This is a genomic window from Streptomyces solicamelliae (assembly GCF_045348655.1).
Classification (GTDB): Bacteria; Actinomycetota; Actinomycetes; order Streptomycetales; family Streptomycetaceae; genus Streptomyces; species Streptomyces solicamelliae.
In genome coordinates, this window is sequence record NZ_CP160404.1 from 3158793 (window position 1) to 3173695 (window position 14903).

15 protein-coding genes are annotated in these 14903 nt (G+C 72.3%); 6 read left to right on the forward strand and 9 right to left on the reverse strand.

Going from position 1 to position 14903, the window contains the following annotated elements; translation table 11 throughout:
• Positions 1 to 225 precede the first annotated feature (225 nt).
• Positions 226 to 741, reverse strand: coding sequence for a hypothetical protein (locus ABZO31_RS14485; RefSeq protein WP_406861609.1), 516 nt, complete (start codon positions 739 to 741; stop codon positions 226 to 228).
• On the reverse strand, positions 738 to 3506 hold the full coding sequence (locus ABZO31_RS14490; protein ID WP_406861610.1) for an FAD-binding and (Fe-S)-binding domain-containing protein: 2769 nt from the start codon (positions 3504 to 3506) through the stop codon (positions 738 to 740). The genes ABZO31_RS14485 and ABZO31_RS14490 overlap by 4 nt, the downstream gene beginning before the upstream one ends.
• Before the next feature lie 70 nt (positions 3507 to 3576).
• Between ABZO31_RS14490 and serC the strand changes: the two genes are divergently transcribed.
• Positions 3577 to 4695 (forward strand): phosphoserine transaminase, encoded by a 1119-nt coding sequence (gene serC / locus ABZO31_RS14495; protein WP_406861611.1) that lies wholly within the window; start codon positions 3577 to 3579, stop codon positions 4693 to 4695.
• A gap of 64 nt (positions 4696 to 4759) precedes the next feature.
• Here serC and ABZO31_RS14500 read toward each other — a convergent pair whose 3' ends face one another.
• A complete protein-coding gene (locus ABZO31_RS14500) occupies positions 4760 to 5581 on the reverse strand; it encodes an ABC transporter permease (protein ID WP_406861613.1) in 822 nt (273 codons plus the stop codon).
• Positions 5578 to 6555: an ATP-binding cassette domain-containing protein gene (locus ABZO31_RS14505; RefSeq protein WP_406861615.1), complete on the reverse strand. Its 978-nt coding sequence runs from the start codon at positions 6553 to 6555 to the stop codon at positions 5578 to 5580. The genes ABZO31_RS14500 and ABZO31_RS14505 overlap by 4 nt, the downstream gene beginning before the upstream one ends.
• 77 nt (positions 6556 to 6632) lie before the next feature.
• Between ABZO31_RS14505 and ABZO31_RS14510 the strand changes: the two genes are divergently transcribed.
• A complete protein-coding gene (locus tag ABZO31_RS14510) occupies positions 6633 to 7421 on the forward strand; it encodes a TetR/AcrR family transcriptional regulator (protein WP_406861617.1) in 789 nt (262 codons plus the stop codon).
• Here the strand turns inward: ABZO31_RS14510 and ABZO31_RS14515 are convergent.
• Both ABZO31_RS14515 and ABZO31_RS14520 read right to left on the reverse strand, forming a co-directional pair.
• The gene (locus tag ABZO31_RS14515) at positions 7381 to 7743 is read right to left on the reverse strand and encodes a hypothetical protein (protein WP_406861618.1); all 363 of its coding nucleotides are present in this window, start codon (positions 7741 to 7743) and stop codon (positions 7381 to 7383) included. The genes ABZO31_RS14510 and ABZO31_RS14515 overlap by 41 nt on opposite strands.
• Positions 7744 to 7811: 68 nt before the next feature.
• Complete coding sequence (locus ABZO31_RS14520) at positions 7812 to 8822, reverse strand: WD40 repeat domain-containing protein (RefSeq protein ID WP_406861619.1); 1011 nt, start codon at positions 8820 to 8822, stop codon at positions 7812 to 7814.
• Positions 8823 to 8903: 81 nt separating this feature from the next.
• On the opposite strand from ABZO31_RS14520, the gene ABZO31_RS14525 reads away from it, so the two are divergent.
• Entirely contained in the window at positions 8904 to 9584 is a 681-nt protein-coding gene (locus ABZO31_RS14525; protein ID WP_406861620.1) for a GDSL-type esterase/lipase family protein, read from the forward strand.
• Here the strand turns inward: ABZO31_RS14525 and ABZO31_RS14530 are convergent.
• Both ABZO31_RS14530 and ABZO31_RS14535 read right to left on the reverse strand, forming a co-directional pair.
• On the reverse strand, positions 9578 to 10027 hold the full coding sequence (locus ABZO31_RS14530) for a GNAT family N-acetyltransferase (protein WP_406861621.1): 450 nt from the start codon (positions 10025 to 10027) through the stop codon (positions 9578 to 9580). The genes ABZO31_RS14525 and ABZO31_RS14530 overlap by 7 nt on opposite strands.
• Positions 10028 to 10068: 41 nt before the next feature.
• A complete protein-coding gene (locus tag ABZO31_RS14535) occupies positions 10069 to 10485 on the reverse strand; it encodes a carboxymuconolactone decarboxylase family protein (RefSeq protein WP_406861622.1) in 417 nt (138 codons plus the stop codon).
• Between the two features lie 29 nt (positions 10486 to 10514).
• Here ABZO31_RS14535 and ABZO31_RS14540 point away from each other — a divergent pair, with 29 nt between their 5' ends.
• A complete protein-coding gene (locus ABZO31_RS14540) occupies positions 10515 to 11051 on the forward strand; it encodes a MarR family winged helix-turn-helix transcriptional regulator (protein ID WP_406861623.1) in 537 nt (178 codons plus the stop codon).
• 105 nt (positions 11052 to 11156) lie between these two features.
• On the forward strand, positions 11157 to 11747 hold the full coding sequence (locus ABZO31_RS14545) for a Uma2 family endonuclease (RefSeq protein ID WP_406861625.1): 591 nt from the start codon (positions 11157 to 11159) through the stop codon (positions 11745 to 11747).
• Positions 11748 to 11750: 3 nt separating this feature from the next.
• On the opposite strand, the gene ABZO31_RS14550 is transcribed toward ABZO31_RS14545, so the two are convergent.
• A complete protein-coding gene (locus ABZO31_RS14550) occupies positions 11751 to 12764 on the reverse strand; it encodes an SGNH/GDSL hydrolase family protein (protein ID WP_406861627.1) in 1014 nt (337 codons plus the stop codon).
• A gap of 294 nt (positions 12765 to 13058) precedes the next feature.
• On the opposite strand from ABZO31_RS14550, the gene ABZO31_RS14555 reads away from it, so the two are divergent.
• Positions 13059 to 14846, forward strand: a complete 1788-nt coding sequence (locus ABZO31_RS14555) for a S8 family serine peptidase (protein WP_406861629.1) — start codon at positions 13059 to 13061, stop codon at positions 14844 to 14846.
• The last annotated feature ends 57 nt before the right edge of the window (positions 14847 to 14903 follow it).

Sequence of the window (14903 nt, forward strand, 5' to 3'; positions counted from 1 at the left end):
GCTGACGGCGCGTGGCCCGTCTGTCCAGTGGACGAATCACGAGAGAGCCCCTCCCCAAGGCGTTCGGCGCGGAGGGGGCGCACAGGAAACCGCCGCTCGTCCCCGCGCGCGAGGGCGACAGTACCAGTGGAGATCACCGAGCCGCATCGAATTTCGAACCCGTTCAACGCCTAGCCCGTTCCCTTTGCCGGACCACGTGCCGGACCCGCGCCGGAGACCCCGCGGCTACGCGGATCCGCCCCGCACCCGGACCGTGCGGGCCAGCGGGTCGCCCGGCTGCACGCGGAACCGCGCGGTCAGCTCCCGGCCGGAGCCGGCCAGCACCCACTGCCGGTTGACGACCCGGCCGCCGACCGCGAACTCGTTGCGCAGCACCGGAAGCGCCGCCATCCGCAGGAACCACTCCGCGGCCCGCTCGGCCAGGTGTTCCGGGGTGCCGCGCGCCTCGATCAGGGTCTCCGGGTGCTGCTCCAGCGTGTACAGCTGGTCGTGGAACTCGCCGCCGGAGAGACGGGTGCCCGCGCCGGTGAGGAAGGCGCCGACGGTGAGCAGGTGGTGCTCGCCGTCGTACAGGTACAGGGTCACCAGCAGTTCGGTGCGGTGCTCGAAGACCTCGAAGCTCGCGTAGGTGTCCTCCGGGTCGCAGGGCCAGCCGGCCGCGTGCTCGCGGAGGGCGGTCAGGAAGCGGCGGGACTCCTCGGTGGGGTCCAGGTCAGGGTCCTGGGCGAACCAGCCGTTCATGCGTCGAGCCCTTCCGCCAGTACCTCCGCCAGATGCCGGGCCCGTCGGCCCGCCAGCTGGTCGAGCTGGGTGCGGCAGGAATAGCCGTCGGCCAGGAGGACGGCGTCCTCGCCGGCCGCGCGGACCGACGGGAGGAGCTGGTCCTCGGCGCACGCCACCGAGACCTCGTAGTGACCCGGCTCGAAGCCGAAGTTGCCCGCCAGGCCGCAGCATCCTCCGCTCAACCCGCCTACCAGACCCGCCCGTTCACGGAGGCGGCGGTCCGCCGCTTCTCCCAGGACCGCGTGCTGGTGGCAGTGCGTCTGGCCCGCCACCGGGCGGTCGAGGCGCGGCGGCGTCCACCCGGGGGCCAGTTCCTCCAGCGCGCCCGCGAACGTCCGCACGGCCCCCGCCAGCCGGGCCGCCCGCGCGTCGTCCGGCAGCAGTTCCGGCAGGTCCGTCCGGAGCGTCGCCGCGCACGACGGCTCCAGGACCACCACCGGCCGGCCCTCGGCGAGCACCGGCTCCACGACGTCCAGCGTGCGCCGCATCACCGCACGCGCCCGGTCGAGCTGCCCGGTCGACACGTACGTCAGCCCGCAGCACACCCGCCCCGGCGGCAGCCCCACCGCGACCCCGGCCGCGCCCAGGACCCGTACCGCCGCCTCCCCCACCTCCGGCGCGAGGTGATTGGTGAAGGTGTCGGGCCACAGCAGCGCGTCGCCGCCCGCGAGCCCCCCGTACCGCGACACGAAGCTCCGCGCCGCCGGCCGCGGCAGCGGCCGCTCAGGCGTCACCCCCGCCAGCCGCGCCGCGAACGGCAGCCGCGCGCCCGCCGCCACCAGCCACCGGAACCGCGCCAGCCACTCCGGCAGCCGGCCCACCGTCCAGTGCGAGCGGGGCCGCCGCCACGGCCGGCCGGCGTAGTACCCGGCCGTGAACTCCGCCTTGTACGCGGCCATGTCCACTCCCACCGGACAGTCGCTGCGGCAGCCCTTGCACGACAGGCACAGGTCGAGCGCCTCGCGGACCTCCTCCGAGCGCAGCCCGTCCGTGATCACCTCACCGAGCGCCATCTCGTGCAGCAGCCGCGCCCGGCCGCGCGTCGAGTGCCGCTCCTCCCCCGTCGCCCGGTACGACGGACACATCACCGACGGGCCCGAACTCGGCCCGTCCACCCGGCACTTCGCCACCCCGACGCACCGCGCGACCTCCCGGCCCAGGCCCACCACCGGCAGTCCCGCGAACCGCAGGTCCTCGTCCAGCCGCCCCGGCCGCACGAGCATCCCCGGGTTCAGGCCGCCCGCCGGGTCCCAGACGTCCTTGACCTCGCCGAACAGCCCGACCAGTTCCGCCCCGTACATCTTCGGCAGCAGCTCCGCCCGCGCGACGCCGTCCCCGTGCTCGCCCGACAGCGAGCCGCCGTGCGCCACCACCAGGTCCGCGACCTCCTCCGAGAACCGGCGGAAGCGACCGACCCCCGCTCCCGTCCACAGGTCGAAGTCGATGCGGACGTGGATGCAGCCGTCCCCGAAGTGCCCGTACGGCGTGCCGCGCAGCCCGTGCTCCGCCAACAGCGCCCGGAAGTCCCGCAGGTACGCGCCGAGCCGGGCCGGCGGCACCGCACAGTCCTCCCAGCCGGGCCACGCCTCCGTGCCTCCCCCGGACTCCGTCCGGGACGGGCCCCCAGGCATCCGTGTCGCCGTCCCCGCCGCGTCCTCGCGGATCCGCCACAGCGCCCGCTGCCCGGCCGGGTCCGTGACGATCGTCGCGTCCACCGCGTCCGCGGCCCGGACCAGCCGTTCCGCCGCGTCCGCCCCGTCCACCTCGCAGAACAGCCACGCCCCGCCCCGTGGCAGCAGCCCCTCCGCGCCCCGTACGAGATCGACCGCCATGCCCTCCACGGTCAGCGGCCGCAACGGCAGCAGCCCCGCCGCCGCCTCCGCCGCCGCGCTCTCGTCCGCGTACCCGAGCACCGCCAGCACCGGGGCGGACGGCAGCGGCACCAGGCGCACGGTCGCCTCCGTCACCACCCCCAGCGTCCCCTCGCTCCCGCAGAACGAGCGGACGACGTCCCCGCCCCGCTCCGGCAGCAGCGCGTCGAGCGCGTACCCGGAGATCCGGCGCGGCAGGCCGGGCGGGTAGCCGGTCCGCAGGGCGGCGAGACGACCGGCGATCAGCTCGCGCAGTCCGGCCGGCGCGCCCTGCCACTCCCGGCCCAGCCGCAGCGACTCGCCCCCATAGGTGAGGACGGACAGCCCCGTCACGTTGTCCGCCGTCGTCCCCCACGCCACCGAGTGCGCCCCGCAGGCGTTGTTGCCGATCATGCCGCCGACGGTGCAGCGGCTGTGCGTGGACGGGTCGGGGCCGAAGGTCAGCCCGTACGGGCGGGTTGCCTCCCGCAGCCGGTCCAGGACGACGCCCGGCCGGACGACGGCGGTCCGCTCGGCGGGGTCGACGGACACGATCTCCCGCATGTGGCGAGTGAAGTCGAACACCACACCCGTACCGGTGGCCTGCCCCGCGATCGACGTACCGGCCCCGCGCGCCACGACCGGGACCCCGTGCGCCCGGCAGACCTCGAGGGCCGCCGCCACGTCGTCGGCGTCGCGCGGGGCGACCAGACCCAGCGGCACACGGCGGTAGTTGGAGGCGTCCATGCTGGTCAGAGCGCGGGCGGTGGCGCTGAAGTCGACCTCGCCCGCCATCGCCCGGCGCAGCGAGGCCCGCAGCTCGTCGCGCGGCTCGTCCCGCGGTGATTCGTGTGTTCCCACGAGGTTCAGCATCCATCAGTCGGCGTCTCATCCGGCGGACATCGTTCAGCCTCCGCCCTTCCGACCCGATACGCTCCGCCTCGTGGCTGAGATCCAGATTCCCGCTGACATGAAGCCCGCCGACGGCCGTTTCGGCGCGGGCCCCTCCAAGGTGCGTACGGAGGCGCTGGACGCCCTGGCCGCCACGGGCACGTCCCTGCTCGGCACCTCCCACCGCCAGGCTCCGGTGAAGAACCTGGTCGGCGAGGTGCGCACCGGCATCCGCGAGCTGTTCTCCCTCCCCGAGGGCTACGAGGTGATCCTGGGCAACGGCGGCTCCACCGCCTTCTGGGACATCGCGACCCACGGTCTGATCGAGAACAAGTCGCAGCACCTGACCTTCGGCGAGTTCTCCTCCAAGTTCGCCAAGGCCGCGAAGCTGGCCCCCTGGCTGGCCGAGCCGACCGTGATCTCCTCCGACCCGGGCACCCACCCGGAGCCGCAGGCCGAGGCCGGCGTCGACGTGTACGCCTACACCCACAACGAGACCTCGACCGGTGTCGCCGCCCCGCTGAAGCGGGTCGCGGGCGCGGACGAGGGCGCGCTGGTGCTGGTCGACGCGACCTCCGGCGCGGGCGGTCTGCCGGTGGACATCACCGAGACCGACGTCTACTACTTCGCCCCGCAGAAGTCCTTCGCCGCCGAGGGCGGCCTGTGGCTGGCGGCCTTCTCCCCGGCCGCGCTGGAGCGCGCGAAGAAGATCCACGAGTCGGGCCGGCACATCCCGGAGTTCTTCTCGCTGCCGACCGCGATCGACAACTCGCTGAAGAACCAGACGTACAACACCCCGGCCCTCTCCACCCTCTTCCTGCTCAACGAGCAGCTGAAGTGGATCAACGGCCAGGGCGGTCTGGAGTGGGCCGTGGCCCGTACGGGCGCCTCCTCGCAGGCCCTGTACGGCTGGGCCGAGGAGTCCAAGTACGCGACGCCGTTCGTCACCGACCCGGCGAAGCGCTCGCAGGTCATCGGCACGATCGACTTCGCGGACGAGATCGACGCGGCCGCCGTCGCCAAGGTGCTGCGCGCCAACGGCATCGTGGACACCGATCCGTACCGCAAGCTGGGCCGCAACCAGCTGCGGATCGCGATGTTCCCGGCGATCGACCCGGCGGACGTGCAGGCGCTGACGGCCTGCATCGACTACGTGATCGAGAAGCTGTAACACCCTCGGCGCTCAAGGGGCCCGGCAGCGGAGGTACGCCTCCGCCCGCCGGGCCCTCGCTTTCTCACCTGCTCAGTCGCTGGAACCGGCGCACCGCCAGCGGCAGGAACACCGCCGTGATCGCCAGCGGCCAGACGCAGGCCATCAGGAGGGCGTGCTGCTCCACCCAGGTGGCGCCGCCCGCGCCCGGGTTGCCGAACAGTTCGCGGGTGGCGGCGACGGTGGAGGAGATCGGGTTCCAGGCGGCGACGGGCGCCAGCCAGTCCGGCATCAGCGAGGGCGCCACGTACACGCTGGAGATCATCGTGATGGGGAAGATCACCGCGTAGAGCGCGCCGGCCGTCTCCGTGTTCGGCACGAGCAGCCCGCACCACACGCCCACCCAGATCAGGCTGAAGCGCAGCAGGAGCAGCAGCCCGAAGGCGAGCAGGGTGCCGCCGGCACCGCCGTCGGAGGTCCAGCCGATCGCGAGGGCGGTGGCGGCGAGGATGGCGAGTTCGGCGGAGGCGACGAGCAGGTCGGACAGGCCGCGGCCGGTGACGACGGCGGAGGGGGCCATCGGCATGGAGCGGAAGCGGTCCATGACGCCCTTGCCGGAGTCGGAGACGACGGCGGTGGCGGTGTTCATCAGACCGAAGGTCATCGTCATGGTGAACATGCCGGGCATCAGGAAGTCCTTGTAGTCCCCGCCACCGGGCACCCGCATGGCGCTGCCGAAGACGAAGCCGTAGAGCAGGACGGACACGATGGGGAAGCCGAGCTGCCAGACGATGGCGACGGGCTGCCGGCGGTAGTTGAGCAGGGTGCGGCGGACGAGCGTGAGCCCGTCGGCGACGGCCCAGTGGGCGCGGCCGCGCGTACGGACCGTGATGTCCAGGGCGGTCATGCGGCGTTCGCTCCTTCGGTACGGGGCTGGTGGCCGGTCAGGCTGAGGAACACGTCGTCGAGGCTCGGGCGGCGCAGGCCGATGTCCTCGACGGGGATCCGCTCGTCCTGGAGGGTCCGGGCGACCTCGGTGAGCGCGGCCACGCGGTCGGCGACGGGCGCGTGGACGCGGCGTTCGGTCGCGTCCACGCCGGGCTCGCCCTCGGCGACGCGGGCGACGACCTTGCGGACGGCGGGCAGGTCGGCGGGTTCGGTGACGACGACCTCGACGCGGTCGCCGCCGATGCGGTTCTTCAGGCCCTCGGGGGTGTCGTCGGCGATGGCGCGGCCGCGCTCCATGACGGTGACGCGGGAGGCGAGCCGGTCGGCCTCCTCCAGGTACTGGGTGGTGAGCAGCACGGTCGTGCCGCCGGCGACGAGGGAGCGGACGCTGTCCCAGACCTCGCCGCGGCTGCGCGGGTCGAGTCCGGTGGTCGGCTCGTCGAGGAAGAGCACGTCGGGCGCGAGGATCATCGAGGCGGCGAGGTCGAGCCGGCGCCGCATGCCGCCGCTGTAGTCGCCGGCGCCCTTGTCGGCGGCGTCGGCGAGATCGAACCGGTCGAGGAGTTCGGCGGCGCGGGCGCGGGAGCGCCGGGCGTCCAGGTGGAAGAGCCGGCCGAAGAGTTCGAGGTTCTGGCGGCCGGTGAGGCCCTCGTCGACGGCGGCGTACTGGCCGGCGAGACCGATCCGGGCGCGTACGGCGCGGGGGTCGCGGGCCACGTCCAGCCCGGCGACCTCGGCGCGACCGCCGTCGGCCCTGAGGAGCGTGGCGAGGATCCGTACGGCGGTGGTCTTGCCGGCGCCGTTGGGGCCGAGCAGGCCGTGGACGGTGCCGGGGCGGACGGCGAGGTCGAAGCCGTCGAGGGCGTACGCGGCGTCGCTCCTGCCGCCGTACCGCTTGCGCAAGTCCTTTGCGAGGACGGCGTGTTCATGCATGGAAGCCTCCGTTCAGCGAAACTGAGTACACCGTACTCCATTATGGGTACGGTGTACTCAGTTTTAAGCTGAGGCCCATGACGGAGCCCAAGGAGACGACCACCAGCAGCCTCGACCTCCTGTGGGGCACGGGCGAGCGCCCCAGCAGGGGCCCCCGGCCGGGGCTCACCCTCGACCGGATCGTCGGGGCGGCGGTCACGCTCGCGGACGCGGAGGGGCTGGACGCCGTGTCGATGCGGCGGGTCTCGGCGGAGCTGGGCGTCGGCACGATGTCGCTGTACCGGTACGTGCCCGGCAAGACGCAGCTGCTGGACCTGATGCTCGACCGGGTGCAGGGCGAGTCGCTCGCCGCGGGCCCCCGGGAGCCGGCGGCGGACTGGCGGGGGGCGGTCGAGACCCTGGCCCGCGGCCACCTCGCCCTCTACCGGGCGCACCCCTGGCTGCTCAAGGTCAACGAGACCCGCTCGCTCCTCGGCCCGAACACGCTGCGCGGCTTCGAGCTGTGCATGACCGGCCTGAAGGGCCCGCGCGGGATGGGCCTGACCGACCCGGAGACCGTCTCCGTCATCGTCACCGTCCAGAGCTTCGTGGCCGGCGTCGCGCGCATGGAACTGCAGGCCGCCGAGGCGGCGCAGGAGACCGGCGTCAGCGACGAGGACTTCTGGGCCGCGCAGACGCCGTTCCTGGAACGGGCCATGGCCTCCGGCGAGTTCCCGACGGTCGCGGGCCTGGCCGAGGACACCTTCGCCTTCGAGATCGACCAGTTCGCCTTCGGCCTGGCGCGACTGATGGACGGCTTCGAGGCGCTGGTGGCGCGGGCGGCGGTCAGCCCATCTGCGCCTTCACGTGATCGATCACCTCGTTGAACGCGGCGGTCGGCGAGTACTCGACGACGTCGGAATCCTCCAGCGCCTCGGGGGCGTGGCCGGGGGCCCAGTAGTACGCCTGTCCGCCCTCGTAGACCTCCTCGCCGGAGGCGGTGCGCATCCTGATGCGGCCGTTGAACAGGTAACCCCAGTGGGGGCACTGGCACAGGTCGTCCTGCAGCCCCTTGAGCGCCGGGCCCATGTCCGTGCCCTGAGGGAGATGGATGAAGGACAGGGTCATCTCCCCGACCTCCTGCAGCCGGACCTCCACACCGTTCGCCTGGATGGCGACGGGGACGTCCTCGCGGGTGAATGCCGTCATGGTTCCTCCACGGACGGTCCCCCTGGTTCCATTGTCGAACCCGGCCGGGGACGGCGCAGGTCAGCCGGTCAGTCGCGGCGCAGCAGGCGTTTGAAGCCGACGACGAGGGCGGTGGCGACGGCGAGGACGACGACGCCGAGCCCGAAGCTGCCCTGGCCCTGGCCGTCCTGCCCGTTCCGGTCACCCTGCCCGCCGGCGTCAGCGTCCGCGCCGCCGTTCCCGGACGGCGGGGAGGTCGTGGGGCCGTCGTCGGGGCGGGCGTCGTCCAGGTCCACGCGGAGCACCCGGCTGCGCGTGCCCTCCGAGCCGAACATCGCCGCCGAGCCGTCGAGGGTGTACGTCACCGACTCCGCCTGGCCCTGGAACGGCGCGCCGACCGAGCGGTCCGCGCCGAGACGGCCGCCGTTCCACTCGTACACACGGGCCATGAGGTAGCCGCGCAGCAGCAGCTGCTTCCCGTCCGGGGAGAACGCGCCGTCCGTCACCCAGGGGACCTCGGCGACCCGCCGGAAGGTGTTGGTCCCCTTCGTCGTGAGTTTCGCGGGGCCCTCGTACAGGCCGCCGCCGTCCTCGTGCTTGCTGGCGATATAGACCCGGCCGGTCTTCGGATGGACCATCAGCGCCTCGGCGTTGCGCGGCCCGTCCGCGTACTTCACGTCGTACTGCGTCGCCTCGACGGTCCGGTCCTTCAGGGTCTTCGGCTCGGGGAAGCGGTAGATCCAGACGTGGTCCCAGGTGCCGTCGAGGTTGTCGCCGATGTCGCCGACATAGACGTTCCCGTCGGGGCCGACGGAGATCGCCTCCATGTCGCGGGGGGTGCCGACGCCGCGGAGGGTGACCGTGGCGACGGTCCTGCCGGTGCGGGAGTCGACGGCGAAGACGCGCGGCTGGTCCTGGTCGTTGTGCGTCCAGTACACGCCCGGGTGGGCGCGGCTGGCGGCGAGCCCGCTGGACTCGGTGATGCGGGTGTCCTCGAGCGTGAAGTCCTGGTCGGGACCGGCCTCCGCGGCGGCGGCCGGGGCGACGGCCGTGCACAGGACGAGAGCCACGGCGCAGGTGGCACGGAAGGACATTCGCATGCGCCCAAGCGTGCCACGGGCCCGGCGGAGGTGTTGGGGATCACGTCGCAGGTCGGCCGCGGGGTCCGGGATGATGACCTGATGCGTTTCATGTTCGTCGGCGACAGCTGCACCATCGGACGCGCCGGCGACTACACGTGGCGCTACCGCATCTGGCAGCACTTCGGCCGCTGCCCGGAGGGTCCGTACGAGATCGTCGGCCCGCGCACGGCGCTGTACGAGGCCGGGGCCGACGCGGCCGTCTCGGACGCGTACGCCGACCCGGACTTCCCCGCGGACGCCCGGCGCCACCTGTCCGGCTGGGGCGAGGGCTGGCTGCACATGGCGCCGCTGATCGGCGAGGCGGTCGAGGAGACCGGGGCGGACGTGCTGCTGGTCTCGCTGGGCCTGATCGACCTGGGCTTCTACACGAACAGCGACCAGACCGCCGACAACGTCCGCGCGTTCGTCGCCGCGGCCCGCGCGGCGAACCCGCGGGTGCGGGCGGTCGTGCTCCCGGTGATCCCGAACGTGCGGGCCGGGTGGGACGCGCCGTTCGCCGCGGAGTGCGAGCGCTTCAACGAACTCCTGGCCAAGGCCGTGGCCGACCTCGACACGGCCGCGTCCCCGCTGCTGCTCGCCTCGCCCCCGGAGCCGTACGAGCTGGCGACGGACACGTACGACGGCACCCACCCGGGCCCGACGGGCGAGCACAAGCTGGCGGCGGCGTTCGCGGACGCGCTGTACCAGGCGTGGGGCGTGGGCGCGCCGTACGCCTACTGAGCGGCGGGCCGCCTCAGGTCGATCCAGAGGTCGTCCTCGCCGGGCAGCGTGTACCGCTCGACCTCGGCGAACCCGCGGCGCTCGGCGAACCGCAGCCCGTCGACGTTGACGGCGAGCACACAGGTCTCGACGGCCTCCGCGCCCAGCGCCCGCGCCTTCGCGAGCGAACGGTCGTACAGGGCGGTGCCGTGCCCGCGGCCGCGGTGCTCGGGGAGGACGCGGGCGATGACGGTGGCGGTACGGGATTCGGGGTCCGGCGGGCGGACCGTCGTGCACCCGACGAGCACGCCTTCGAGGTAGGCGACCTCCAGCACGTACCGCCCCGCCCGCTCCCGCACCTCGTCGAGGCTGAGCGCGGCGGGCGGGACGATCACGTTGTGGACGTGCCGCCAGTCCGCGAGGACGACGTCGGTGCCGGGCACTTCGAAGCGCAACTGCTGCATGGCATGCATCCCGGCAGCCAACCCCGCCCCCCGACGGGCCGTCAACAGCGGTTCAGACGGTTGGCGAAGGTCGAGATCGTGTACGCGCCGATGCCGAGGACGACTTCGAGGGCGTTCTGGCGGGTGTAGCCGTGCGCCTGGAACGCGGCCAGCTCGGCGTCGCTGACGGCCCCGGTGGAGGCGAGGACCTGGAGGGTGAACTCCCGCACTGCGGCGAGGCGTTCGAGATCCTTCCCGGGGACCTGGCCGAGCGCGGCGAACTTCGCCTCGTGCATGTCGACGCAGAGATGGCACTGGTTGCGCGCGGCGACGGTCAGGACGACGGTCTCGCGGGAGTGCGGGTCGAGGGTGGTGGAGTCGAAGATCTCGACGAGCTTCATGAAGCCGTCGAAGGTGTGCGGTGACTCCTTGATGAGGGTGACGGCGTGGGCGGCGCGAGTGGCGAGGTCGGACGACAAGGGAAACCCCCGGAGATAGAATGGACAACATGGTTGACCGGTTCGACGAGAAAAACGTAAACCAGGTTGTCGATAACGGCAAGGGACTTGAGGACGGCCGCGGATACGAGCTGCCGCTCCTCCTGTTCGGCGGCTTCCGCACGCTCATCGACCGCCTGCACGCCCGCCTCGCCCAGGAGGGGCACGCCGACTTCCGCCCCGCGCACGGCTTCGCCCTGCAGGCCGTCGCCGCGGGCGGCCCGGCCGGGGCGACGGCCAGCGACGTCGGACGCAGGCTCGGTGTCTCCAAGCAGGCGGCCGGCAAGACCGTCGACCGCCTCCTCGCCCTCGGCTACCTCGAACGCACCGACGACCCCGCCGACGCCCGGCGCAAACTCGTCCGCCTCACCCCGGCCGGCGTGGACGCCCTGTCCCGCTCGGCCGCGATCTTCGACGAGCTGCGGGCGGAGTGGGCGGAGACGCTGGGCACGGAGCGGGTACGGGACATGGAGGCCGCGCTCCGTGCCGTCGTCCCGCCGGAGACGGCGTACCGGCTCGACGCGACGAGCTGGCTCGGGGGCGCATGACGCGAGGCGTTGGCAAGTCTCGCCACCGGCGTGTCGGCTTTGGCGTGCGTATCGTTGAAACGCGCGGCTGCATGCATCGAGCGGCAGCCGGGGAGGAGCGCCACGATGACTGCCGTCGACGAACGGATCGAGATGGCCGAGACCAGCGGTGGGCCGACCTTGGACGAACTGTTCGAGGCCCTGGAGCGCATGCCCGTCCCCGAGGGATACAAGGTCGAGATCGTCGGGGGGGCCGTCTACATGACGCCGCAACGGAGCGTTCACTGGCAGATCATCTTCAGGATCATCCAGTCACTGGAGGACAAGTTCGGCAGGGACGTCAATGTTCTGTCCGACGTACGGATCGACTTCCCCGGTGCGGGAAACGGGTTCTGTCCTGACGTCGTGAAGCTCCGGACCGGAGCGGTGCCTGACAGTCGGGAACAGTGGAGCTACGACGACATCGAATTCATCGCGGAGGTCATCTCCAAGGACACGGCGCGAAACGACTACGGCCCCAAGAAGACCGCCTACGCTGTCGCGGAGATCCCTGTCTACCTCATCGCCGATCCGTATCAGGGCAAGTGCCACATCTACACCGAACCGAAGAACGGCGAGTACACAAGCGAGCTGCCCGTCGCCTTCGGCTTGGAGGTGGACCTCACTCAGACTGTCCTCGAACTCACCCTCCCGACCGACAAGTTCCGTCGCGGCTGACCCTCACGCCGGCCCCCGCCCGAACACCCCCGTCGCGATCGCCTGCGCCACGGCGTCGCCGTTCTGGTCCCGGCCCGGCTCGTTCGGGTGGAGGAACCACGGATGCCGCTGGTGCAGCAGCGTCACGTTCGAGGGCTCCAGGAGGCCGCCGGTCGTGCGGGCGTCGCCGTCGCAGGCCGTCGCCCCGCCCGTCGTCGCGTACAGGTCGACGAACACCGCGCCCGCGGCCTTCGCGCGCTGCGCCATCAGGGAGTTGAGCCGGGACTGGACCTGCTGGTCCAGGAAGGGCCAGGCCGACTCGGGGACGTCGGCGAGGGGGCGCCCGGCCCCCTCCGGGAGCGCCGTCCGGCAGCGCTTCACGTCCTTCGGGACCAGCCTCGGGTAGCCGACCAGCACCACGCTCGCCGACGGCGACTCGCTGCCGACCTCCGAGAACAGCTTCTCCAGGTCCTTGTCGACCTGCTCGAACCGCCCCGCCAGCCAGTCCGCGCCCGCGCCCTTCGCGAAGTACGCGGCGCAGTCGCCCGCCGCAGATCTCTCGTCCACCGGCTTCTCCGGCAGGAGCGCCCCCGCCGTACCCCGCAGCTTCGCCGAGCACTGCTTCAGGATCCGGCCCAGGCCCAGCGTCCCCGCGCCCAGCCCCGCCACCACCAGCCGCGTGTCCTTCGTCAGCGCCCGTTTCTGCGGCGGCGCGGGCGGCACGTCGCCGCCCAGCTGCTGCTCCTCCCAGACGTGGCGCAACTCCGCGCCCGCGCACGAGACATCGGCCGTGATGTCCAACAGGATCGACTGGTCGGCGAGTTGGTCCTCGACCACGTCCGGCAGGTTCTCCTGCGCCCGTACGCACGAGAGCCGTGCACCCTCGTCGACCGGCGCGATGCCGTACCCGCCGACGACCCCGTCGCCGAGGAACACCGTCGGGACGGGCGCGGAGGCGGGCGTGGACGCGGACGTGGACGCGGGGGCCGTACCGAGCACGACGACGAGGGCCATGGCGAGGGCGCGGGGGGAGGTCACCCTTCGCATTGAAGCGAAGGGGAGGGCCGGTGGATACGACGGCGAGCCCCGCTCACCCGCAGGGACTACGCGTCTGTCCACCTCACGCCAACACCCGACATCCGACACCCAGTCAGATCAACTCTCTGTAACATCACCAGACTTGTCGGACAGAACCCTTCCTTCCGCACCGCCTCCTCTGGGATCTTGCGTCCTCCCCACACCATTCACGGTTCGGCCGGCGCCACCAGCGCCACCGGGCCATCGGAGGACGCATTGTTTTCCCGCATATCCAGCCGGCTGAGACTCTCGGCCGTGACGGCCGTCGCCCTCGGGGCGACCATGGCCCTCGCCGGGCCCGTCGGACTCGCCCACGCGGCGCCGTACGACACCCCCGAACCCTCCTCCGCCGCCGCGCGCACGACGACCTCGTCGGCCGCCGCCACGGCGAAGGCGGCCACCACCGCGTGGGCCGCCGGCACCCGCGCGTACCTGGTGATCACCGCCCCCGGTGACACCTCCGCCGTACGCACCGCGGTCGCGAACAACGGCGGTTCCGTCTTCGCCTCGTACGACGCCATCGGCGTGATCGTGGCCCACGCGACGTCGGCCGGCTTCGCCTCGACGATGCGCGGCGTCAGCGGTGTCCAGCAGGTCGGCGCGACGCGCACGTCGGACGTCCCGGCGGACGCGTACAACCCGGCGCTGCCCGCCAACCCGTCGCAGTCGCCGACGACGCTGACCGAGTCCAACCGCTGGGACATGACCCAGATCAAGGCCGACCAGGCCTGGGCCGTCACCACCGGCTCCGCCGCGGTCAAGGTCGGCGTCCTCGACACCGGCGTCGACGACCAGCACCAGGACATCGCGCCGAACTTCAACTCCGCCGACTCCGTCTCCTGCGCCTACGGCAAGGCGGACACCCGTCCGGGCGCGTGGCGGGACATCGACACCCACGGCACGCACGTCGCGGGCACCATCGCGGCGGCGAAGAACGGCAAGGGCGTCATCGGCGTCGCGCCGGGCGTCAAGATCTCCTCGGTCCGCATCGCGGAGCAGCCGAGCGGCCTGTTCTTCGCGGAGAACACGATCTGCGGCTTCGTCTGGGCCGGTGACCACGGCTTCAAGGTCACCAACAACAGCTACTTCACCGACCCGTGGCAGTTCAACTGCCCGGACAACGTCGACCAGGCCGCCATCATCGAGGGTGTGCGGCGCGCGCAGGCGTACGCCGAGGGCAAGGGCTCGCTGCAGGTCGCCGCGGCCGGCAACTCGAACTACGACCTGGCGAACAAGACGACCGACTCCGAGAGCCCCAACGACTCGACGCCGGTCACCCGGACGCTCACGAACGACTGCATCGACATCCCGACCGAGCTGCCGGGCGTCGTCACCGTCGCGGCCATGGGCCGGGGCAACGTCAAGGCGTCGTACTCCAACTTCGGCAACGGCGTCATCGACGTCGCGGCCCCGGGCGGCGACGGCTCCTACGGCGTGTACTCGACGCTGCCGGGCGGCAAGTACGGGAACAAGAACGGCACGTCGATGGCCTCGCCGCACGTGGCGGGCGTCGCCGCGCTGCTCGCGAGCGCCAACCCGACCTTCACCCCGGCCGACCTCCGTGACCGACTGAACTCGCAGGCCAACGACACCGCCTGCCCCTCCGACAGCCGCTGCACGGGCACCACGGCCAAGAACGGCTTCTTCGGCGACGGCCAGGTCGACGCGCTGAAGGCGGTCTCCGGCAGCACCCCGCCGCCCGGCGCGTCCTTCGAGAACCTCGCCGACGTCGCCATCGCCGACAACGCGACGGTCGAGAGCCCGATCACGGTCAGCGGCGTCGCGGGCAACGCGCCGGCCACGCTGAAGGTGGGCGTCGACATCAAGCACACCTACATCGGTGACCTGAAGGTCGACCTAGTCGCCCCGGACGGCACCGTGTACACGCTGCACAACCGGACCGGCAGCGGCACGGACAACATCCTCCAGACGTACACCGTCAACGCCTCCTCCGAGGTCGCGAACGGCGTCTGGAAGCTGCGCGTGAACGACAACGCCGCGCAGGACGTCGGCAGGATCGACGCCTGGAACCTGACCTTCTAGGTTCCCCCTCCGTCCCGGGTTCGACCGTTCAGGACCGTCCCCGGTCCGGCGGCGCTC